This window comes from Burkholderia sp. Ac-20379 (assembly GCF_017104645.1).
Lineage (GTDB): Bacteria > Pseudomonadota > Gammaproteobacteria > Burkholderiales > Burkholderiaceae > Burkholderia.
In genome coordinates this window covers 14586-34930 of record NZ_JAAGPF010000048.1, presented here as the reverse complement: position 1 = coordinate 34930, position 20345 = coordinate 14586, and the positions used below count along the sequence as shown (strand labels likewise).

General features: G+C 68.1%; 19 protein-coding genes and 1 pseudogene. 15 read left to right on the top strand and 5 right to left on the bottom strand.

Annotated elements, in window-relative coordinates; genetic code table 11:
• Both G3N92_RS09505 and G3N92_RS09500 read left to right on the top strand, forming a co-directional pair.
• Positions 1 to 351 (top strand): annotated as a pseudogene (locus G3N92_RS09505) (monooxygenase); the annotation flags it as partial.
• Positions 352 to 416: 65 nt separating this feature from the next.
• Positions 417 to 1733: an NtaA/DmoA family FMN-dependent monooxygenase gene (locus tag G3N92_RS09500; protein WP_241014685.1), complete on the top strand. Its 1317-nt coding sequence runs from the start codon at positions 417 to 419 to the stop codon at positions 1731 to 1733.
• Between the two features lie 52 nt (positions 1734 to 1785).
• Here the strand turns inward: G3N92_RS09500 and G3N92_RS09495 are convergent, their stop codons facing one another.
• From G3N92_RS09495 to G3N92_RS09485, 3 genes are all read right to left on the bottom strand, one after another.
• Entirely contained in the window at positions 1786 to 3138 is a 1353-nt protein-coding gene (locus G3N92_RS09495; RefSeq protein ID WP_206127207.1) for an LLM class flavin-dependent oxidoreductase, read from the bottom strand.
• Positions 3139 to 3334: 196 nt separating this feature from the next.
• The gene (locus G3N92_RS09490; RefSeq protein WP_206127206.1) at positions 3335 to 4525 is read right to left on the bottom strand and encodes a branched-chain amino acid ABC transporter substrate-binding protein; all 1191 of its coding nucleotides are present in this window, start codon (positions 4523 to 4525) and stop codon (positions 3335 to 3337) included.
• 58 nt (positions 4526 to 4583) lie between these two features.
• Entirely contained in the window at positions 4584 to 5336 is a 753-nt protein-coding gene (locus G3N92_RS09485) for a GntR family transcriptional regulator (RefSeq protein ID WP_206127205.1), read from the bottom strand.
• Positions 5337 to 5569: 233 nt separating this feature from the next.
• On the opposite strand from G3N92_RS09485, the gene G3N92_RS09480 reads away from it, so the two are divergent.
• Positions 5570 to 6328, top strand: a complete 759-nt coding sequence (locus G3N92_RS09480; protein ID WP_206127204.1) for a GntR family transcriptional regulator — start codon at positions 5570 to 5572, stop codon at positions 6326 to 6328.
• Positions 6329 to 6447: 119 nt separating this feature from the next.
• Here the strand turns inward: G3N92_RS09480 and G3N92_RS09475 are convergent, their stop codons facing one another.
• Positions 6448 to 6657, bottom strand: coding sequence for a tautomerase family protein (locus G3N92_RS09475; RefSeq protein ID WP_206127203.1), 210 nt, complete (start codon positions 6655 to 6657; stop codon positions 6448 to 6450).
• A gap of 462 nt (positions 6658 to 7119) precedes the next feature.
• On the opposite strand from G3N92_RS09475, the gene G3N92_RS09470 reads away from it, so the two are divergent.
• The 12 genes from G3N92_RS09470 (at position 7120) to G3N92_RS09415 (ending at position 19643) form a co-directional block, all read left to right on the top strand.
• Positions 7120 to 9201 (top strand): hydantoinase/oxoprolinase family protein, encoded by a 2082-nt coding sequence (locus tag G3N92_RS09470; protein WP_206127202.1) that lies wholly within the window; start codon positions 7120 to 7122, stop codon positions 9199 to 9201.
• Between the two features lie 16 nt (positions 9202 to 9217).
• Positions 9218 to 10939 carry a hydantoinase B/oxoprolinase family protein gene (locus G3N92_RS09465; protein WP_206127201.1) on the top strand — a complete coding sequence of 574 codons (1722 nt, stop codon included), beginning with the start codon at positions 9218 to 9220 and terminating at the stop codon, positions 10937 to 10939.
• A gap of 10 nt (positions 10940 to 10949) precedes the next feature.
• Positions 10950 to 11783: a sugar phosphate isomerase/epimerase family protein gene (locus G3N92_RS09460; protein WP_206127200.1), complete on the top strand. Its 834-nt coding sequence runs from the start codon at positions 10950 to 10952 to the stop codon at positions 11781 to 11783.
• A gap of 16 nt (positions 11784 to 11799) precedes the next feature.
• A complete protein-coding gene (locus G3N92_RS09455; RefSeq protein WP_206127199.1) occupies positions 11800 to 12270 on the top strand; it encodes a RidA family protein in 471 nt (156 codons plus the stop codon).
• Between the two features lie 103 nt (positions 12271 to 12373).
• The gene (locus tag G3N92_RS09450; RefSeq protein WP_241014684.1) at positions 12374 to 13198 is read left to right on the top strand and encodes a transporter substrate-binding domain-containing protein; all 825 of its coding nucleotides are present in this window, start codon (positions 12374 to 12376) and stop codon (positions 13196 to 13198) included.
• Positions 13199 to 13335: 137 nt separating this feature from the next.
• Positions 13336 to 14169 carry an amino acid ABC transporter ATP-binding protein gene (locus G3N92_RS09445; protein ID WP_206127197.1) on the top strand — a complete coding sequence of 278 codons (834 nt, stop codon included), beginning with the start codon at positions 13336 to 13338 and terminating at the stop codon, positions 14167 to 14169.
• Between the two features lie 10 nt (positions 14170 to 14179).
• Entirely contained in the window at positions 14180 to 14851 is a 672-nt protein-coding gene (locus G3N92_RS09440) for an amino acid ABC transporter permease (RefSeq protein WP_206127196.1), read from the top strand.
• A gap of 10 nt (positions 14852 to 14861) precedes the next feature.
• A complete protein-coding gene (locus tag G3N92_RS09435) occupies positions 14862 to 15527 on the top strand; it encodes an amino acid ABC transporter permease (RefSeq protein ID WP_206127195.1) in 666 nt (221 codons plus the stop codon).
• A gap of 49 nt (positions 15528 to 15576) precedes the next feature.
• Positions 15577 to 16869 carry an FAD-dependent oxidoreductase gene (locus G3N92_RS09430; protein ID WP_206127194.1) on the top strand — a complete coding sequence of 431 codons (1293 nt, stop codon included), beginning with the start codon at positions 15577 to 15579 and terminating at the stop codon, positions 16867 to 16869.
• A 90-nt stretch (positions 16870 to 16959) separates the two neighbouring features.
• Complete coding sequence (locus G3N92_RS09425; RefSeq protein WP_206127193.1) at positions 16960 to 17988, top strand: proline racemase family protein; 1029 nt, start codon at positions 16960 to 16962, stop codon at positions 17986 to 17988.
• A 91-nt stretch (positions 17989 to 18079) separates the two neighbouring features.
• Entirely contained in the window at positions 18080 to 18958 is an 879-nt protein-coding gene (locus G3N92_RS09420) for a shikimate dehydrogenase (RefSeq protein ID WP_206127192.1), read from the top strand.
• Between the two features lie 130 nt (positions 18959 to 19088).
• Positions 19089 to 19643 carry a DNA-binding protein gene (locus tag G3N92_RS09415; RefSeq protein WP_206127191.1) on the top strand — a complete coding sequence of 185 codons (555 nt, stop codon included), beginning with the start codon at positions 19089 to 19091 and terminating at the stop codon, positions 19641 to 19643.
• A gap of 6 nt (positions 19644 to 19649) precedes the next feature.
• Here G3N92_RS09415 and G3N92_RS09410 read toward each other — a convergent pair whose 3' ends face one another.
• Positions 19650 to 20210, bottom strand: coding sequence for a TetR/AcrR family transcriptional regulator (locus G3N92_RS09410; RefSeq protein ID WP_241014682.1), 561 nt, complete (start codon positions 20208 to 20210; stop codon positions 19650 to 19652).
• Positions 20211 to 20345 lie beyond the last annotated feature (135 nt).

The following is a 20345-nucleotide window of genomic DNA, read 5'->3' as shown; positions in this document are numbered from 1 at the left end:
GCCGCGGACGGAGCGCCGCCGCGCCTCGACGCGCACGCGCTGGCCGACATCGAGATCGGCCAGTCGGTGATGGCGATCACCAGCCTCGTGCTGGGCGCGACCACCGAGCTGTTCGATGCGCTCGGCTCGTCGGCGGCCAAGCGCAGCCACGGGCTCGACCGTCACTGGCGCAATGCGCGCACGATTGCTTCGCACAACCCACGGATCTATCACAACCGGCTGGTGGGCGATTTCGCCGTCAACGGCACGTTGCCGACGGCCAAGGGCGGCATCGGCACCGCGCCGCCAGAAAAGCCGGCCGCGCAGCCCGCGATCGAGCCCGCGGCGCAGCCCGATTCCGCCGCCGCATGAACGTTGGCGCCGCCCTCGCGGCGGCGCCGTTCCGTCAACCGATTGATGTCGATTCACGATTCGCGATGAACCACCCTCGACCCCGGCCCCGTCAGTTGCATCTGAACGCCAACGTGATTCCCGGCGGCCGGCACACGGCCGGCTGGCGCACGCAGTCGCCGCCGCCGCGTGCCGACGATATCGCCCACCTGATAGAAATCGCCCAGCTCGCCGAGCTCGGCACGTTCGACGCGATCTTCTTCGCCGATCAGGCGAGCCTCGATCCGAGCGCGCCCGAGCGCCCGTGGAACGCGTTCGACCCGGTGGTGGCGCTCGCCGCGATCGCGCGCGAGACGCAGCGCATCGGCCTGGTCGCCACGGCCTCGACCACGTTCGAGCATCCCTACACCATCGCACGCCGGTTCGCGTCGCTCGATCACGTCAGCGGCGGGCGCGCGGCGTGGAATATCGTCACGACGCATCACGCGGGCGTGGCCGGCAACTACGGGCTGGAAGCGTTGCCCGCGCATGCCGACCGCTATGCGCGCGCGGAAGAGTTCGTCGAGGTGGTCGAAAAGCTGTGGCGAAGCTGGGATGCGGAGGCGATCGTGGCCGACGCCGAAACCGGCCGCTATCTGGACATGGCGCGCGTGCATCGCATCGATCACGCCGGCCCGGCGTTCTCGGTGCGCGGCCCGCTGAACGTGCCGCGCACGCCGCAGGGCGAGCCGGTGCGGTTCCAGGCCGGCGATTCCGATGCGAGCCGCGCGCTCGGCGCGCGCTTCGCCGATGCGTTGTTCACCGTGCAGCGCACGTTCGACGGCGCGTGCGCGTTTCGCCGCGACATCCACGAGCGTGCCGCGCGCGCGGGCCGCGATCCGTCGCGGCTGCGCGTGCTGCCGGGGCTGCTGACCGTGATCGGCGCGACCGAGGAGGACGCCTGGCGGCGCAAGCGCGATCTCGACGGCCGGCTCGACATCGAGGCCGAGCGTGTCAAGCTGGCGAATCTGTTCGGCGTCGCGCCCGAGCGGCTGCCGCTCGACGCGCCGATTGCGGCCGACGTGCTGACGGAGATGCTGGCCGGCTGGAACCGCCCGCAGACGCGCGGCTTCGCCGAAAACCTGCTGCGCGAGGCGCTGGCGAAGCGCTGGACGCCGCGCGACGCGATCGCCCGCAACCCCGGCGGCCATCGGCAACTGGTTGGCACCCCGGAACAAATCGCGGACGACATCGTCGCGTGGTTCGAGGGCGGGGCGGCCGACGGCTTCAATCTGAACTTCGACGTCTATCCGGCCAGCCTGCAGGCGTTCGTCGACGAGGTGGTGCCGTTGTTGCGGCGGCGCGGGGTGTTTCGCGAGGCGTATGCGGGCGCGACGCTGCGCTCGCACCTCGGGCTGGATTGATTGGATTGGTTGGATTAGGCGGCGCGCTTGAACGCGCCGCCCGCTCGCGATATCAGGCCGCGTCGGCGGTGTGCACCGCGGCGCGATGCTCGGGCCGCTTGAGCCCCAGATGCTCGCGCAGCGTGCGCCCCGTGTATTCGCTGCGGAACAGCCCGCGGCGGCGCAGTTCGGGCAGCACCAGTTCGATGAACTCGGCGAGGCCGCCCGGGAACCACGGCGCCATGATGTTGAAGCCGTCCGCGCCGCCTTCCTCGAACCATTGCTGAAGCTGATCGGCGATGCTGGCCGGCGTGCCCACCACCTGCTGGTGGCCGCGCGCGCCCGCGATGCGCAGGTAGAGCTGACGGATCGTCAGCTTGTCGCGCCGCGCCAGATCGAGCAGCAGATGCTGGCGGCTCTTCGGGCCGTTGGTTTCGGGCAGCTCGGGAATCGGGCCGTCGATGTCGTGCCCCGACAGGTCCACGCCGCCGATCACGGTGGACAGCAGCGCCAGGCCCACCACCGGATCCACGCGCGCTTGCAGCGCCTCGAACTTCTCCTCGGCCTCGGCCTGCGTGCGGCCCACCACCGGGAAGATGCCCGGCATGATCTTCACGTCGTCGGGGTGGCGCCCGTAGGCGGGCAAGCGGCCTTTGATGTCGGCATAGAACGCCCGGGCCTCGTCGAACGTCTGGTGCGCGACGAAGATCACCTCGGCGGTGCGGGCGGCCAGCGCGCGGCCGTCCTCCGATGCGCCGGCCTGCACGATCACCGGCCGCCCCTGCGGCGAGCGGTTCACGTTGAGCGGGCCGCGCACCTGAAAATGCTTGCCGCGATGGTTCAGCACATGGAGCTTGTCGGTGTCGAGATAGATGCCGCTTTCCTTGTCGCGCACGAAGCTCGTCTCTTCCCACGAATCCCACAGGCCCAGCACCACGTCGTGGAATTCGGCCGCGCGCTCGTAGCGCTCGGCGTGATCGGGCAGCGCGTCGCGGTTGAAGTTCTGCGCTTCGGAGGCGCCGGTCGAGGTCACCAAGTTCCAGCCCGCGCGTCCGCCCGAAATCTGGTCGAGCGTGGCGAAGCGGCGCGCCACGTTGTACGGCTCGTGAAACGAGGTGGACACCGTGGCGATCAGGCCGATGCGCTCGGTGACGGCGGCCAGCGCCGACAGCAGCGTGACCGGCTCGAAGAAATCGGTGCGCGCGGTGCGCGCCAGCGAAGGCAGATGCGTGCTGCGCACGCCGGACGAATCGGCGAGGAACACGGCGTCGAACTTGGCGGCTTCGGCGAGCCGCGCCAGCTCGACGTAGTGGCGGAAATTGCTGCCCGCATCGGCCTGCGCGTCGGGATGGCGCCAGCCGGCGATATGGTGGCCGGTCTGCATCAGGAAGGCGCCGAGCGAGAACTGCCGGGGGGATCGTGTCATGGTGGCCCTGGTCGTCGATGAGTGCGTGGCATGCGATGACATTCGGGGCCGTTCCGGCCGGCCGGGCAGGCGATCCGCACGCGGATGCGCAGCGCCGTCGCGAACGCGCTCGAAGGTCAGGAGACCCAGAGACTAGATACGCGGCGGGCTTCGGACAACCAAGGAATTGTGTGATCGATATGAGCGGGCGCGGCGATCAGCGCGAGGGTGCCGGCTCCGCTCGCCCGGTGCGCTCCACGGCTTGCACGGCCCATTCGCCGGCCTGTTCCCGATAGAGCGTGGCGAACGCGAGCTTGCGATCGCCTTGCGCGGTGAACGACACGGTGCCGGTCACGCCCTCGAACGAGAGCGCCCGCAGCGCCGGCAGATAGCGCTGCGGCGCGGTGGAATCGGCGGCCTGCATGGCGCGGATCATCGCCCAGGCCGCGTCGTAGGCGAGCGGCGCGAACTGCACGATGCCGGCGCCGAAGCGGGCCTTGAGCTTCGCGTCGAGTTCGGCCGCCTGCGGCATGCGCTCGCGCGGCAGGCCGTATTCCCAACTGTACATGTCCTTCGCGCCGGCGCCGGCGAGCGCGAGGAAATGCGCGTTGGTGAAGCCGCCTTCGCCCATCAGGGCCGCCTTGATGCCGAGCTGGTGGATCTGCTTGGCGAGGCTGGCCGCCTGGAGATCCTGGCCGACGTAGAGGATCAGGTCGGGCGAGAGGCCCTTGACGGTGGTGAGCAGCGCGCGGAAATCGATCGCGGTGGGGCTGGCGTACTCGCGCGAGACGATCTCCGCGCCGGCCTGCGCGGCCGATTTCGCGTAGGCGTTGGCAAGGTGGGTGCCGTAGTCGGTGCTGTCGTCGATCACCGCGATGCGCTTCGCGCCGAGCGTCGCGACCGAGTAATGCGCGGCCAGCGCCGCCATCTGGCGGTCGTTGCTGATGGTGCGGAACGTGGTGTCGAAGCCGCGCGCGGTCAGCAGCGGCGAGCTGGAGGTGGGCGAGATCTGCGGAATCCCGGCGCGCTGGTAGACGGCCGAGGCGGCGATCGAGCAGCTCGAGTTGTAGTGGCCGATCACGCCGCTGACGCCTTCGTCCGCGAAGCGCTGCGCAACCAGCACGGCGGTTTTCGGATCGGCGGCGTCGTCCTGGCTGTCCACCTCGAAGCGCACCGGCCGGCCGCCGATCGCGAGCCCGGCCGCGTTGGCCTCCTCGAACGCCAGGCGCGCGGCGTTCGCGACGTCCTTGCCGTTCGAGGCGGAGAAGCCGGTCAGCGGCGCGGCCACGCCGATCTTCACGATGGCGGCGCCGGCAGGCGGTGCGGCGTACGCGGGGGCGAGGCCCCAGGCCAGTGCCAGCGCGCCGACGAGCGGCAGCGACAGGACGGCCCGGCGTCGGACTGGCATGGTGTCTCCGTGGCTATGTCGGGAAATGGTCGGGATGACGAACGGCCGGCGGCGCGCGTCAGTCGAACTTGCTGCGGCGCGCCTTGAGGTTCTTCAGCCGGCCGTCCGGCCCTACCGGATTCTCGCCGATTTCGGGCGAATCGAGGCTCGCCAGATACGCGCCGAGCTTCTCGCCCTCGCTCATGTTGTGCGCCTCGGACAAACGCCCGGCTTCGCCGGCGTCGCCCGCCAGCAGCGCTTCCACGATCGGCCGGTGCTGGCCGGCGATCTCGCCGCCGTCGGCCGCGAGCGCGTCGCTCGAGCGGATGTACAGGCGGATCTGCCGTTCGATGTCTTCGTATTGGCTCGCGAGCCGCCCATGCCCGGCCAGCTCGATGATCGCCTTGTGGAACGCGAAATCGGCTTCCGCGACGACGCGTTCGTTGCCGCCCGTGCAGGCTTTCTCGAGCGCCGCGAAGCGTGCGAGCAGCGTCTTGCGCTTGCGCGCGTCGATCGCCGCGGCCACCAGTTGGGCCGCCAGCCGCTCCAGGCTCGAACGCAGCGTGTACAACTCCCAGACATCCTTGGGCGTCAGCGTGATCACGGCCCAGCCGGTGTAGGGCACCAGCTTCGTCAGCCCTTCCTTGGCCAGTTGATGCAGCGCCGCACGCACGGTGGCGCGCGACAGCGCCATGTCCTCGGCGAGCTGGATTTCGGTGATGCGCGCGCCGGCCGGCAGGTCGCCGCGCACGATGGATGCGCGCAGCACGTCGACGGCCTGGGCGCTCATCGACTGGCGGGTGATCTTCGGGATTTTCAGCAATGCAGACATTCGGGAAACCTGAAAGCAGCGGCGCCGCCCAGCGCGGCGGCGCCGACCATTGTAGCCAATCGCCCGGCTTGCGCCGCTGCGCGGCCGGCGGCGCAAGACGGGCGGACGCGCGCATCGGGATCGCGCAGACGATGCCCGTGACGCACGGGAAACGCGCTAGAATTGTCGGCATTAGATCGACAATGAGTCATGCACCGGGCCCCGCGATGCACCGGTGACCAGGGAAGGGCGACATGGAAAAAGCACTGACCGGGCCTGTCCCGGCCGGCAAGGAAACCGGCTCCGCACGTTTGTACGTGAGCTTGCGCAACGACATCCTGACGATGCGGCTCGCACCGGGCACGCATCTCGACGAGCAGGGGCTGGCCGAGCGTTTCGACGTGTCGCGCTCGCCGGTGCGCGAGGCGCTGGTACGGCTGTCGGCCGAAGGGCTCGTGACGATCCTGCCGAATCGCGGCAACGTGGTGATGCCGATGGATTTCGGCCGCGTGCCGGAATTCCTCGACGCGCTCGACCTGTTGCAGCGCGTGACCACGCGGCTCGCCGCGCAGCATCGCACGGCCGCCGACCTGGCCGCGATACACGCGGCGCAGCGCGCCTACGAGAAGGTGGCCGCGGCCGGCATCAAGTCGGGCGAGAGCCTCGGCATCATCGAGCAGAACTACGAATTCCACATGGCGATCGCCCGTGCGGGGCGCAACGTGTATTTCGCCGACCTGTACCGGCGGCTGATGGAGGAAGGGCGGCGCATGCTGCATCTGCATTTCCAGTTCGAGCGGCTCGATCCGAACATCAGCGCCAAGGAGATGGCCAGCGATCACACCGAGATGGTGCTGGCGATCGAGGCCGGCGACGCCGATCGCGCCGAAGCGTGCGCGCATCATCACGCGGTGCAGTTCAAGGGGCGCTTCATGCAGTTCCTCGATCGCAACCTGACCGCGCGGATCCCCGTGAACTACTCGGCGGCCGGCGTCGGCCGCAAGCCGCGGTAGGCCGCCGCGCGGCGGGTGGCCGCCGGCTGCGGCCGGACGATTCGGATCACTGAGCGAATAGGCCGGGCGCGCTGCCCGGCGCACGCGCCACGCGGCGCGTGCATGGGGTCATCGCGGGCTCAGGCCGCGCCTTGCGGCGCCGCGGCGTGGCCTTCCACGAGCCGGCCGCCCACGGCCCAGCTCGCGCGCGGCACCTCGTCGAACACGATCTGGATATCGGCTTCGGGGCAGCGGGCGATGCGCGAGGTTTCGCGCGTCAGCACCTCGGCCAGTTCGGATTTCTGCGCTTGGCTGCGGCCGGCGAGCATCTGGACATGAATAACGGGCATGGTCGGTTCCTGGGTGGGCGAGGCGCAACGCCTCTTTTTGATCGACATTAGGTCGACAGTCGATCTAGTGTCGACAAATATTTGCACTCCAGAACCCGATCGTCAAGCCGGAAAGCGCGCCGAATGACGGGCGGTGTTTACCCGAATTCATGCGCTAAGTCCTTTTAAACAAAGGGTTTTGTTACTGACCTGCCTCGAATCATTATTTTTCCACGTTGACTTTGTCGGCATTTGATCGACAATGAGCGCCATGGAAGTTGATGCGGCGCTGTAGCGGATTCGAGTGAAAAGCGGTTCCAGCCTTGCCTCGAATCATTGTCGCCAATCATCAATTCCATTGGGTTCCGGGCGGGGCGGGCGGCTGTGTCGCCCGCCCGGAGCCGGCGACATCTTCAATTGGGTAACCCGAGCCAGTTGCCACGCAACTTCAGCGGGACGGCTCGAGAACGATCGGGAATCGATATGGCAAGCGCGAGAATTGGAGTCGACATCGGCGGTACTTTCACGGACCTTGTGCTGCTCGACGACAAGGGCTACGTGACATTCACGAAGGTTTCCTCGACGCCGGCGGCGCCGGAGGAAGCGGTGCTGACGGGCGTGCAGCGGATTCTCGAACAGGCCGGCATGAAGACGTCGGACGTGGTCGAGGTGCTGCACGGCACGACGGTCGGCTCGAACACGATGCTGCAGAAGGTCGGTGCGAAGTGCGGCCTGATCACCACCAAGGGCTTCCGCGACGTGCTCGAAATCGGCCGCGTGCGCACGCCGACGATGTTCGATCTGTCGTGGGACAAGCCGGTGCCGCTGGTCGAGCGCCGCTACCGCGTCGAGATCGACGAGCGCGTGCTGGCCTCGGGCGACGTGCTGCGCGCGACGCCCGTCGATCAGGTGCTCGAAGCGGGCCGTTTCTTCCAGCAGGAAGGCGTGGAGTCCGTCGCCATCTGCTTCATCAACTCGTACAAGAACGGAGCGAACGAACAGGCCGCGCTCGATGCGTTCCAGCAGGCATTCCCCGAGATCAGCGTGACCGCGTCGATCCAGGTGCTGCCGGAACTGCGCGAATACGAGCGCACCTCCACCACGGTGGTCAACGCGTACGTGCTGCCGGCGCTGCGCACCTATCTGCAACGCCTCGAATCGGGCCTCAAGCGGATCGGCGTCAGCGCGCCGCTCTTGGTCAGCAATTCGAACGGCGGCCTGTCGAGCGCGCGCATCGCGCAGGACACGCCGGTGTTCTTCATCTCGTCGGGCCGCTCGGCCGGCGTGGTGGGCGCGGGCCGGCTCGGCGAAGCGTGCAGCGAGCAGGAACTGGTGGTGTTCGACATGGGTGGCACGACCGCCTCGGCCTCGCTGATCCACGAAGGGCAGCTTGCGCGCACCAACGAATACGAATTCCGCGCGGGCATCTCCACGCCGAGCCGTTTCATCAAGGCGGGCGGCTACATGATGCGCGTGCCGACCATCGACGTGGCCGAAGTGGGCAGCGGCGCGGGCTCGATCGCCTGGATCGACGCGGGCGGCCTGCTCAACGTCGGCCCGGTGTCGGCCGGCGCGTTCCCGGGGCCGGTGTGCTACGGCATCGGCGGCGAGAAGCCGACCGTGACCGACGCGAACGCGATTCTCGGCTTCCTGCCGCAGAAGCTCGCGGGCGGCACGATGGAGCTGAACATCAAGGCGGCGCGCGAGGCGGTGGACACGCTGCTGGCCACGCCGCTCGGCATCGGCGTCGAGGAAGCGGCGGTGGGGATTCGCGAGGTGGTCAACGTCAACATGGCGCGCACCATCAAGGCCGTGACGGTGGAGCGCGGCGTGGATCCGCGCGACTTCACGCTGGTGGCGTTCGGCGGCTCCGGCCCGGTGCACGCCTGCGATCTGGCGCGCGCGCTCGACATGAAGCGCGTGGTGTTCCCGGCCGCGCCGGGCGTGTTCACGGCGATGGGCATGCTGGCCGGGGCGGTGGAGCGCTATTTCGTGAAGCCGTCGCTGAGCCTGCTCGACGCGCTCGACATCGAGGCGCTCGGCACGGTGGTGGCCGGCATGCGCGAGGACGCGCGCAAGGCGCTGGCCGAGGAAGGCTATACGGCGGACCGCATCCAGTACGTGTTCGATCTCGACATGCGCTTCAAGGGTCAGGATTACGAAATTCCGGTGCGCCTGCCCGACACGCTCGACGCCCATGCGCGCGACACGCTGCGCCAGGCCTTCCGCGACGCTTACACCGCGATCTACGGCTACGCGTCGGACGACGCGATCGAATGCGCCAACGTGCGCCTGCTGGCGCGCGGCGTGGCCACCAGCACGCTCGATTTCAACGACATCCGCAGCGCGCGCGCCGCGGGCGCCACCGCTGAGCGTAGCCGGCGCAACGTGTATTTCTCGCGCCAGACGGGCTGGGTCGACACGCCGATCGTGCCGCGCGCCGCGCTCGACCAGCCGATCGACGGCCCCGTGATCCTCGAAAGCTCCGACACGACGATCGTGATCCCGCCGGGCTGGCGCGTCGCCACGGACAAGATCGGCAGCGTGATCGCCTCAATCGTTTGAATTCACTGGAGTCCTCATGAACCAACGCAACGTTGACCCGATTACCTTCGCGGTCGTCAAGAACGCACTCGACACGATCGTCGACGACATGGCCTTCGCCGTGATGCGCACCGCGCGCTCGCCGATCATCCGCGACGTGCTCGATTACTCGGTGACGATGTGCGACGCCGACGGCCGCATCCTGGCCCAGGCCAAGACCGTCGCGCTGCATCTGGGCGCGGTGCCCGACGCCGTGGACGTCATCACGAAGAAGTACGCCGGCAAGCTCGAGCCGGGCGACGTGATCATCCTGAACGATCCGTACGAAGGCGGGATGCACCTGCCGGACATCTTCATGTTCAAGCCGATCTTCCACGATGCCCGCCTGCAGGGCTTCGCGGTGGTGATCGCCCACCATTGCGACATGGGCGGGCGCGTGCCGGGCTCGAACGCGGCCGATTCGACGGAGATCTTCCAGGAAGGCATCCGGATTCCGCCGACCAAGCTGTACACGCGCGGCGAGCCGAACGAGACGCTGATCAACATCATCCGCAAGAACGTGCGGCTGCCCGATCTGGTGCTCGGCGACCTCGACGCCCAGCTCGCGACCTGCAACATCGGCGAACGCGAACTGCAGCGCCTGATCAAGCGCTACGGCGAAAGCGAGCTGCGCGACTACTTCGACGAACTGCTCGACTACGGCGAGCGCCTCACGCGCAAGGCGATCTCGGCCTGGCCGGACGGCACCTACACGTTCACCGACTACATCGACAACGACGGCTTCTCCGACGACGCGATTCCGATCCGCTGCGCGATCACGGTGGCGGGCGACAAGGTCAGCGTGGATTTCGCCGGCTCGTCGCCGCAGGTGCGCGGCGCGATCAACTCCACGCTGTCGTTCGTCAAATCGGCCACCTACCTGAGCGTGCGCTGCGCGCTCGACGCCGACGTGCCGAACAACGCGGGCGTGTACCGCTGCATCGAGATCACCGCGCCGGAAGGCTCGATCCTGAACCCGCGCATGCCGGCCCCGGTGGCGGCGCGCGCGCTGACCGGCTACCGCACGGTGGACTGCGTGCTCGGCGCGCTGGCGCAGATCGCGCCCACCAAGGTGATGGCGGCCGGCGAGGGCGGCAACACCGTGATCGCGCTGAGCGGTTACGCGAAGGGCGCAAGCGAGCCGTTCATCCTGGTCGACATGATCAACGGCGCCTGGGGCGCGCGCTACAACAAGGACGGCGTGGAAGGCGTGACCAACCCGTCGCAGAACATGTCGAACATGCCGATCGAGACGCTCGAGGCGCGCTATCCGATCGTGATGGAAGCGTACGGCTTCGCAGCCGATTCGGGCGGCGCGGGCGAGCATCGCGGCGGCCTGGGCCTGGTGCGCGAATACCGCATCGAGGCCGACGAGGTGGTGGCGCAGATCCGCTCGGACCGCGCGGCGCATGCGCCGTACGGCCTGTTCGGCGGCCAGTCCGGCGCGTGCTCGGCCAACTACCTGCGCTCCGACGACGGCCTCGCGCCGCTGCCGAGCAAGTTCACGCGCACCCTGACGCGCGGCGCGATCATCCGCCACGAGCAGGCGGGCGGCGGCGGCTACGGCGATCCGGCGGCGCGTTCGCTGGATCGGATCGCGGCCGATCTGGCCAACGGCAAGATCACGCGCGAGTACGCGCAGCGCTTCCACGGCGTGGTGTTCGACGGCGAGGCCATCGACGTGGCGAAGTCGGCGGCCGCTCGCGGCGCGGCGGCCTGAGGAGCCCGACGTGGAATTCGATCTCTCCCGATTCGCGATCAACCAGATCACGACGCCGGCCTGGTCGATGCCCGAGGCCCTGGAGGGCTACAAGCGCCAGGGCGTCGACGGTATCGCCGTGTGGCGCCATTTCCTCGAAGACTACGGGGTGGCGAAGACGGCCAAGCATATTCGCGACCTCGGCATGTGGGTGCCGTCGCTGTGCACCAGCGAATGGTTCAACGCGGCCGTGGCCGGCAGCATGCGCGACGCCATCGACACCAACCGCCGGCTGCTCGACGCGGCGGCCGAGATCGGCGCAGCCTGCCTGATGATGGTGGTGGGCGGCATGCCGCCCGACAGCAAGGACATCGCGGGCCAGCGCGCCCGCGTGCGCGACGCGCTGTTCGAGCTGCTGCCGCATGCGCGGCAAACCGGCGTGAAGCTCGGCCTCGAGCCGCTGCACCCGATGTACGCCGGCGATCGCAGCGTGCTGAATTCGATCAGGGTGGCGAACGATCTGTGCGACGCGCTCGGCGAAGGGGCCGGCCTCGTGCCCGACGTCTATCACTGCTGGTGGGATCCGGACTTCGAGGCGGAGCTTCGCCGCGCCGGCCCGGATCGCATCATCACGTTTCACTACTGCGACTGGCTCGTGCCCACCCGCAACCTGCGCGACCGCGGCATGGTGGGCGACGGCGTGATCGACATCCCGGCCATCAAGCGGCTGCTGGACGATATCCAGTACACCGGACCATTCGAACTGGAGATCTTCTCCGAGCTCGATTGGTGGCAGCGCCCGCCGGAAGAAACGGTGAGGGTGTCGATCGAGCGATGCGGGCCGCACGTGCGCCCCCTGAAATGAACCTGGAGTGGACAACATGAGTGAATCGCTGAAAGCCCGCCTGGGCAAGCTGGGCATCGAGGCGCCGGAGACGGCCGTCAAGCCCGGCGCCAACTTCCTGCCCGCCAAGCGGGTGGGCAACCTGCTCTACGTGTCGGGCCAGGTGCCGGTGGTCGGCGGCGTCGACCGGTTTACCGGCAAGGTCGGGCAGGACCTGACGCTCGAACAGGGGCAGGAGGCCGCGCGGATCTGCGCCGTCAACGTGCTGGCGCAGGTCGATGCGGCGGTCGGCGGCGATTGGTCGAAGGTGGCGGGCTGCGTGCGGCTCGGCGGCTTCGTCAACGCCGCGCCGGAATTCACCGAGCATCCGAAGGTGATCAACGGCGCGTCCGATCTCGTGATCGCCGTGCTGGGCGATGCCGGCCGGCACACGCGCGCCGCGGTGGGCTGCAATTCGCTGCCGCGCGGCGTGGCGGTCGAGCTCGACGGTATTTTCGAACTGAACTAAGGGCGGCATGCGCGGCGCGCCGGGCGGCGTGCCGCGTTCGAACAATCGAATGGCTTGGCGGGCCCGGGCCAACCCCAGATCAAAGAGGTTGAACATGTTTCGGATGACTCACATTCTCGGCCGCGCCATGGTATGCGCGGCGACCTTCGGCGCCGCGATGGCCGCCGCGCCGGTGCAGGCGCAGGACGCGTCGAACTGGCAGGCCGTGCGCAAGGCCGGCGTGCTGCGCTGCGGCGTGGCGCTGTCGGCCCCGTACACCATGAAGGATCCGATGAGCGGCGCCTACGGCGGCGTGTTTCCGGGCCTCTGCAAGGATTTCGGCGAGAAGGTGCTGAAGGTCAAGGTGCAGTTCGTCGACACCACCTGGGACAACATCGTCGCGGGCCTGCAATCGGACAAGTGGGACATCTCGGTGTCGCTGAACGACACGCCGGAGCGCGAGAAGGCGATCTCGTTCTCGCAGCCGGTGGTGGATTACAGCGTCACGTTCGCCTACAACAAGCACAACCCGAAGCTGGCCAAGCCGGTCGCATCGCTCGCCGCGATCGACAAGCCGGGCGTGCAGGTGGCGGTGATGTCGGGCTCGGCGGCCGACCGCGTGGTGACCGGCACGATCAAGCAGGCCACCATCATGCGCCTGCCGGGCTTCGACGAAACGCGCCTCGCGCTGATGTCCAAGCGCGCCGACGTGCTGGCCGACGACAACATGAGCAACCTGATGCTCGCGCGCTCGCACGGCGACTGGGCCGAAATCTACAAGTCGAACCCGCCGCTGGCGCAGCAGGGCATCGCGTTCGGCGTGCGCAAGGACACCCCGGCCGCCGACGTGGCGGTGCTGAACCAGTTCATCGCGCAGCAGATCAAGTCCGGCACGGTCAACGGCCGGGTGGACGCCGCCATCAAGGAAACGCTGGCGGCCACGAAGTAAACGCGTCCGGGCAAGGGCGGCTTGGCGGCCGCCGCGCCCGGGATGGGTTCTGAACGGCGGCGGCTTGCCGCGCCGGTTTCCGGTTGTTGAGCACAGTCACAGGCGCCAGCGTTGCGCTTAGCGGGAGGATGTATCTCATGTTGGTATCTCTGACACAGTCGCCGCGCGCGGCGGAACCGGCCCAGCCAGGTGCGAGCGAGCCCCAGCCGGCGGCGGATTTCGTGCAGCTGCGCGACGTCACCAAATCCTACGGCGAGCATCTCGTCGTGATGGATCGCATGAATCTCGACATGCGCGCCGACGACCGGCTCGTCGTGATCGGCCCGAGCGGCAGCGGCAAGAGCTCGCTGCTGCGCGTGATGATGGGGCTGGAGGGCATCCAGAGCGGCGAGATCGCGTTTCAGGGCAAGCCCTATATCAAGGGCAACGAGGCGCGCGCCTCGAAACGGATCGACGCGAAGCTGCAGAAGCAGATCGGCATGGTGTTCCAGCACTACACGCTGTTTCCGCACCTGTCGGTGCTGAGCAATCTGATCCTCGCGCCGGTCAAGGTGGGCGGCCTCTCGAAGGCCGAGGCCACCGAGCGCGCGCGCCGCTACCTCGCGCGGCTCGGCCTCGAAAGCAAGCTGAACGCCTATCCGAGCCAGCTCTCGGGCGGCCAGAAGCAGCGCGTGGCGATCGCCCGCGCGCTGATGCTCGAGCCGAAGCTGATGCTGTTCGACGAAGTGACCTCGGCGCTCGATCCGGAAATGGTGGTCGAGGTGCAGAACGTCATGCTGCAACTGGCCGAGCAGAAGATGGCGATGATCATCGTCACGCACGACATGCACTTCGCGCGCGACATCGCCACCCGCGTGGTGTTCTGCGCGAGCGGCAAGGTGGTCGAGCAGGGCGCGCCGGCCGAGATGTTCAAGAACCCGAAGGAATCGCGCACGCGCGAATTCCTGACCAAGGTGCTGCACCTGGACTGAGGATCGCGAGATGGGCTATCAATTCGATTTCAGTTTTCTGCACGGCAGCGCGGGCGCGCTGCTCGGCGGCCTGCGCGTGACGGTCGAGCTGGCGCTGGCCGCCAACGCGATGGGGCTGGTGCTGGGCTTCCTGCTGTGCCTCGTGGTGATGAGCCGGTGGGCGATCGTGCGGGTGCCCGCGCAGTTGTTCATCGAGTTCTTCCGCTGCACGCCGGCGCTGTTGCAGATTCTCTGGTTCTTCTACTGCATCCCGATGATGGTCGACGTGTTCATCGATCCGATCACGATGGGCGTGCTGGCGCTCGGCCTGAACCTGACGGCGTTCAACGCCGAGGCCTACCGGGCCGGCGTGCAGGCGGTGCCGAAGGAGCATCTCGACGCGTGCATCGCGCTCGGCCTCAAGCCGTGGCAGCGCACGCTGTACGTGGTGCTGCCGCAGGCGCTGCGCAGCGCGCTGCCGGTGCTGATGACCAACGGCATCGGCACGCTGCAGCAGAGCGCGCTGGTGGCGATCGTGGCGGTGGCGGATCTGATGTACGTGGGCAAGAGCCTGGCGGTGGAAGCCTATCGTCCGCTCGAGACCTACTCGCTGGTGGCGCTGATCTACTTCGCCCTGTCGCTGCCGATCTCGCGGCTGGTTCATATCATCGAGCGCCGGCAGGACGCGGCCATGCAGCGTTGAGGAGCGCATCATGAGTATCGACTTTTCCGTGGTGCCGGCTTACTGGCTCGTGCTGCTCAAGGGGCTCGGCCTGACCGTGGCGTTCACCGGCGGCTGCGCGCTGCTCGGCAGCCTGCTCGGTTTCGGCCTGAGCCTGTTGCGCCTCGCGCCGTCGCGCGCGATCAAGGTGCTGACCACGCTGTACGTGGAGTTCTTTCGCGGCACGCCGCTGCTGATCCAGTTGTTCTGGGTGTTCTTCTGCTTCCCGGTGGTGTTCCGGTTGCCGATTCCGCCGTATCTGTCGGTGGTGATTTCGCTGACGGCCTACATGGCGGCGATCACCAGCGAGACGTTCCGCGGCGCGCTGAAGTCCATCTCGTCGGAGCAGCACGACGCCTGCATCGCGCTGAGCCTCACGCATCAGGTCAAGATCGTTCATGTGATCTTCCCGCAGGCGCTGCTGCGCGCGATTCCGCCGCTGCTGTCGAACGTCATCAGCCTGTTCAAGGAGAGCGCGCTGATTTCGTCGGTGGGCGTGGCGGACCTGATGTACGTGGGGCAGAGCATCTCGAACGCCACGGCGCGGCCGCTGGAATTCCTGACCACGGTGGGCATCATCTATTTCGTGGTGGCCTTCCCGTTGACGCGCGCGGTGGGCCTGATCGAAAGCCGTTTCCTGCGGCGCTTCGCCTATTGAACCCGGCGCGCCGCGCCCCGATTCCCTTGCAGACCGAACTTTCCTCACGATGAACTCCGTACCTCACGAGCGCATTTCCGAACCGGCGGCGGCAGCCGCGACGCGCGAGCCCGCCGTTGTCGTCGGCGGCGGCATCGTCGGCACCTGCTGCGCGCTGTACCTGCAGCGCAGCGGCTTCGACGTCACGCTGATCGACCCGGCCGCACCGGGCGACAGCACGGCCAAATGGAGTTGCGGCCAGATCTCGGTGGGCGAGATCATTCCGTTGTCCAAACCGGGCCTGCTGATGAAGGTGCCGGGCTGGCTGCTCGACCAGACCGGCCCGCTCGCGCTGCGCCCGAGCGCGCTGCCCGGCATCGTGCCGTGGCTGCTGCGCTTCATGGCCTGCGCGCGGCATTCGCGCGTGCACGACATCGCGCAGGCGATGGCCACGCTCACGCAGCAGGTGTTCGCCGATTACGCCACGCTGCTGGCCGCCTGCGACGACGACGCGCTGCTCGTGCAGCGCCCCGTCATGCAGGTATTCGACAGCCCGGCCGGCATCGAGCACGAACGGCCGCACAACGTGCTGCGCGAATCGCTCGGCTTCCAGTCGCAGGTGCTGAACGCGGCCGAGATCGGCGATCTCGAGCCGGTGCTGGCCGGGCGCTTCTCGCACGGCATCCTGCTGCCGCAATGGCGGTTCGTCAGCGATACCGAGCGCTTCATCGCGGCGCTGACGGAGAGCTTCGTGCAGCAGGGCGGGCGCCGCATCCGCGGCGCCGTCAAGCGCATCGAGGAAGACGCGGGGCGCGCCACCGGCGTGACGCTGGCTAACGGCGAGCGGATCGCCGCCGCGCAACTGGTGGTGGCGGCCGGCGCGGGCGCGCGGCAGTTCTTCCCGCAGCTGGGCATCGACGTGCCGCTCGAAGGCGTGGCCGGCTACCAGGTGCTGCTGCCGGAATCGGATGTCGAGTTTCGTCATTCCGTCATCTACGGCGACGGCGGCTTCTGCTTCACGCCGATGCGCCGCGGCCTGCAGATCGGCGGCACGATCGAATTCGCCGCGCGCGGCGCCGAGCCGAATTTCCGGCGCGCGCAGATCATCCTCGACAAGGCGCGCCGCGTGCTGCCGCAACTGCGCACCGAGCGTCACGAATTCGGCGTGGGCTACCGGCCGTTCCTGCCCGATACGAAGCCGATCATCGACCGCTCGCGCCGGCTGCCGAACGTGCTGATGGCGATCGGCCACGGCCAGCTCGGCCTGACGCTCGGCGCCACCACCGGCCGCCTGATCGCCGAACTGGCGCGCGGCGTCACGCCGCAAACGAACCTGGCGCCGTTCAGCGCCTACCGCTTCTGAGGCACGAGCGGCTGTAGAACTGGATGGGCGCGCCCGGCGCGCCCCGAACCATCGAGCGCCGCGAGGCGCGCAATTCAAAGAGAGTGAGTCATGCGCTGGAAAAAGACATTGCAACTGGTCGGCGTGCATTGCGAGGGCGAAATCGGCAAGGTGATCACGGGCGGCGTCGTGAACATCCCCGGCGAAACCATGCTCGACAAGATGAACCACATCAACGAGGTGGACGACAGCCTGCGCAAGCTCGTCGTGCTGGAGCCGCGCGGCTGCCTGCAGATGTCGGTCAACCTGCTGTTGCCGCCCACGCGCCCCGAGGCGCACGCCGGCTTCATCGTGCTGCAATCCGACAAGGCGCATCCGATGTCGGGCAGCAATTCGATCTGCGTGGTCACGGCGCTGCTCGAAATGGGCATCGTGCCGATGCAGGAACCGCTCACCACGGTCGTGCTCGACACGCCGGCCGGGCTGGTGACCGCGCGCGCCACCTGTTACGACGGCCGCTGCGTCGGCGTCTCGCTCGACATGGTGCCGGCCTTCGTCGAGCACCTCGATCTGCCGATCGACACCGCTGAATTCGGCACGATCCGCGTGGACGTGGCGTTCGGCGGCGTGTACTACGCGCTGGTCGACGTCGACCAGGTGGGCCTGACGATCGCGCCCGAGAACGCACGGCGGCTGGCCGATCTCGGCGTGAAGCTGCGCGAGGTCATCAACGAGCAGATCCGCATCCAGCACCCGCTGTATCCGGAAATCAATCAGCTCGCCTACGTGATGTTCCGCAACCGCCTGAGCGATACCGAATACCAGACCTGCACGACGCTGCCGCCGGGCCGTATCGACCGCTCGCCGTGCGGCACCGGCAGCTCGGCGAATCTGGCCACGCTGGCCGCGCGCGGCAAGGTGGAGGTAGGCGGCAAGCTCACGTCGCGCTCCACCATCGGCAGCGAGTTCGGCGTCGAGCTGCTGGGCCGCACGGAACTCGGCGGCAAGGAAGCCGTGCTGCCGCGCATCACCGGGCGCGCCTGGATCTACAGCGTCGAGCAGATCGGCGTGGATCCCGACGATCCGCTGGCCGCGGGCTTCATGCTCAGCGACACCTGGGGCGAAGGGTTCCCGAAGTAACGCGCGGGGCAGGCGGGCCGCTGGGCGCGGCCCGCCTCGACTCGAGCGAAACACGTCCCAATATTCAGGACGACGAAATTCAGGAGGATGGATGATTACGGGCAAGACAGGCGTGTTCTTCATGGTGGCGGACCCGATCGAACAGGTTCGCACGCCGGAGATTTTCAACCAGATTTTCCCGCTGTGCGAGATCGACGCGGTGATGGTGCCGTTGCAGGTGGCGCCCGAGCATCTCGAGGCGACGGTGCGCGCGCTGTTCCGTTCGGACACCACACGCGGCATGGTGCTGTCGATTCCGCACAAGTCGATCGCGGCCGGCATTGTCGAGCGCAAGTCGAAGGGCGCGACGGTGGCCAACGCGGTCAATGCGATCCGCCGCAACGCCAACGGCGAACTCGAGGGCGAGCTGTTCGACGGGCTGGGCTTCGTCAAGTCGATGGATCGCTACGCCATGCCGTATCAGGGCAAATCGACGTTCCTGGTGGGCGCGGGCGGCGCGGCCAGCGCGATCGCCGCGGCGCTCGTCGAGGGCGGCGTGCCGCGCATCGGCCTGTACGATCCCGACACGGCGAAGGCGCGGGACCTGGCGGCATCGCTGAGCCGGCAGTACGGCGTGGCGGTGACGGTGCAGGACAGCAACGATCCGGCCGGGTACGAGCTGGTGATCAACGCGTCGCCGCTCGGGCTGAAGGCCGCCGATCCGCTGCCGGTGCCGGCCGAGCGGATCGACGCGGGGGCGCAGGTGTGCGACATCCTGATGAAGAATCAGCCCACGCCGCTGCTGCAGGCCGCGATCAAGCAGGGCAAGGCGGTGTTGCCGGGCTTCGACATGCTGATCCTGCAATCGCCGCTGTTCCTGGATTTCTTCGGCGTGCCGGCGGCGGCCGACTTGCTGCGGCGCGACGATTCGATCGCGCGCGACATGCTGTTTCCGGCCGAGCTGCGCGACCTGGTGCGCAAGGCGGCCTGAGGCCGAGCGCCAGGTGGCCGGCAGGGCGCGCTTCGGCGCGCCTTTTTTTCATGGCGCGTTGCCGCCGCCCGCACCATGCCGCGTGCGTCCATCGATTAAACTGCACGACTAATCGAAAGGGGAGACGCGCGTGCCGATAGTCGGTGTGATGGGATCGGGGAAAGAGGCGTGGCCCGAACTGGCCGAGCCGCTGGGGCGATGGATCGCCGAACAGGGCTTCGACCTGCTGACCGGCGCGGGGCGCGGCGTGATGCTGTCCACCGCGCGGGCGTTCTCGCTCGCGCCGAACCGGCGGGGGCGCTCCATCGGGATCGTGCCGAGCGAGCCGCATGCCGAGCAGGGGTTCGCGCCGCTCGACGGCTATCCGAATCCGTATGTCGATCTGCCGGTGCTGACGCCGCTGCCGCGCAAGGTGCCGGGTACGCCCGATGGCACGCTGAACCGCAACTATGTGAACGTGCTGACGAGCGATGTGGTGGTGGCGCTGCCCGGTTCGCAGGGCACGCTCGACGAAATCCGGCTGGCGGCCCGGTTTCGCAAGCCGCTCGTGTGCGTCGGGCCGAGCGAGGCGTTCGCGGCCGTGCCGCCCGGCGTGCGCGTCGTGCCGGCGCTGGCGGACGCATTCGAATTCGTGCTTCGGCAGGTTGCCGCGCTGGCGGATCGGAACACGCCGGCCGGCGCTTGACGCCGCTCAGCGCACCGGCGGCGCCGCCGCCAGCAAGCTGCGCAGGAACACCATGATCATGTGCCCGATCGGCACCTCGGACAGCACCGAGCGCTGCAGGGCCAGCCCCTGCGACAGGCCCATGAACGAGATGGCCAGCACCAGCGGCGGCTCCGGCGGCACCTTCCCCAGCCTCGAGAAAATCTGCGCGATGCAATAGGCCAGGCCGTCGCGATGCGCGTCGAGCACCGCCTGCGAGCTTGTGGCGAAATCGGCGTTGCGTCCGCCGTGAAGCTTGAATTCCACACCCAGCACCGACCACTCGGGCTCCGCGTCGAGCGTTTTCGACCACGCGTCGAGCGCATTCAGGATGTCCTCCCCGGATGCCGACGGGTCGCTCAGCGCCGCGGCGATGTTCCCGACCTGCGCGGTCGAGCGCTCGCGCATCAGTTCCAGGAACAGCGCCTCCTTGCTGGCGAAGTTCGAGTAGAACGCCCCTTGCGTATAACCGGCCTCGGCCGCGATGTCCCGCAGCGACGTCGCGCCGAACCCGCGTTCGACGAACAGCCGCTTCCCCGCGGCGAGCAAATGCGCGCGAGTCCGCAATCGGCTTTCTTCGCGGCTGAGCCGTGGGGGTTGGGGCGCCGTTTTCATGGCACGAAGAATATCAGTTGATATTTAAATATCAACTGACTATTATTGCGTTTCGCTTTCAAATATCAC

What these genes read in the sequence shown, in the direction of transcription:
- G3N92_RS09500 (WP_241014685.1), top strand. Translation starts at nt 417, where the DNA reads ATGAACCACCCTCGACCCCGGCCCCGTCAGTTGCATCTGAACGCCAAC.
- G3N92_RS09495 (WP_206127207.1), bottom strand. Translation starts at nt 3,138, where the DNA reads ATGACACGATCCCCCCGGCAGTTCTCGCTCGGCGCCTTCCTGATGCAG.
- G3N92_RS09490 (WP_206127206.1), bottom strand. Translation starts at nt 4,525, where the DNA reads ATGCCAGTCCGACGCCGGGCCGTCCTGTCGCTGCCGCTCGTCGGCGCG.
- G3N92_RS09485 (WP_206127205.1), bottom strand. Translation starts at nt 5,336, where the DNA reads ATGTCTGCATTGCTGAAAATCCCGAAGATCACCCGCCAGTCGATGAGC.
- G3N92_RS09480 (WP_206127204.1), top strand. Translation starts at nt 5,570, where the DNA reads ATGGAAAAAGCACTGACCGGGCCTGTCCCGGCCGGCAAGGAAACCGGC.
- G3N92_RS09475 (WP_206127203.1), bottom strand. Translation starts at nt 6,657, where the DNA reads ATGCCCGTTATTCATGTCCAGATGCTCGCCGGCCGCAGCCAAGCGCAG.
- G3N92_RS09470 (WP_206127202.1), top strand. Translation starts at nt 7,120, where the DNA reads ATGGCAAGCGCGAGAATTGGAGTCGACATCGGCGGTACTTTCACGGAC.
- G3N92_RS09465 (WP_206127201.1), top strand. Translation starts at nt 9,218, where the DNA reads ATGAACCAACGCAACGTTGACCCGATTACCTTCGCGGTCGTCAAGAAC.
- G3N92_RS09455 (WP_206127199.1), top strand. Translation starts at nt 11,800, where the DNA reads ATGAGTGAATCGCTGAAAGCCCGCCTGGGCAAGCTGGGCATCGAGGCG.
- G3N92_RS09450 (WP_241014684.1), top strand. Translation starts at nt 12,374, where the DNA reads ATGACTCACATTCTCGGCCGCGCCATGGTATGCGCGGCGACCTTCGGC.
- G3N92_RS09445 (WP_206127197.1), top strand. Translation starts at nt 13,336, where the DNA reads ATGTTGGTATCTCTGACACAGTCGCCGCGCGCGGCGGAACCGGCCCAG.
- G3N92_RS09440 (WP_206127196.1), top strand. Translation starts at nt 14,180, where the DNA reads ATGGGCTATCAATTCGATTTCAGTTTTCTGCACGGCAGCGCGGGCGCG.
- G3N92_RS09435 (WP_206127195.1), top strand. Translation starts at nt 14,862, where the DNA reads ATGAGTATCGACTTTTCCGTGGTGCCGGCTTACTGGCTCGTGCTGCTC.
- G3N92_RS09430 (WP_206127194.1), top strand. Translation starts at nt 15,577, where the DNA reads ATGAACTCCGTACCTCACGAGCGCATTTCCGAACCGGCGGCGGCAGCC.
- G3N92_RS09425 (WP_206127193.1), top strand. Translation starts at nt 16,960, where the DNA reads ATGCGCTGGAAAAAGACATTGCAACTGGTCGGCGTGCATTGCGAGGGC.
- G3N92_RS09420 (WP_206127192.1), top strand. Translation starts at nt 18,080, where the DNA reads ATGATTACGGGCAAGACAGGCGTGTTCTTCATGGTGGCGGACCCGATC.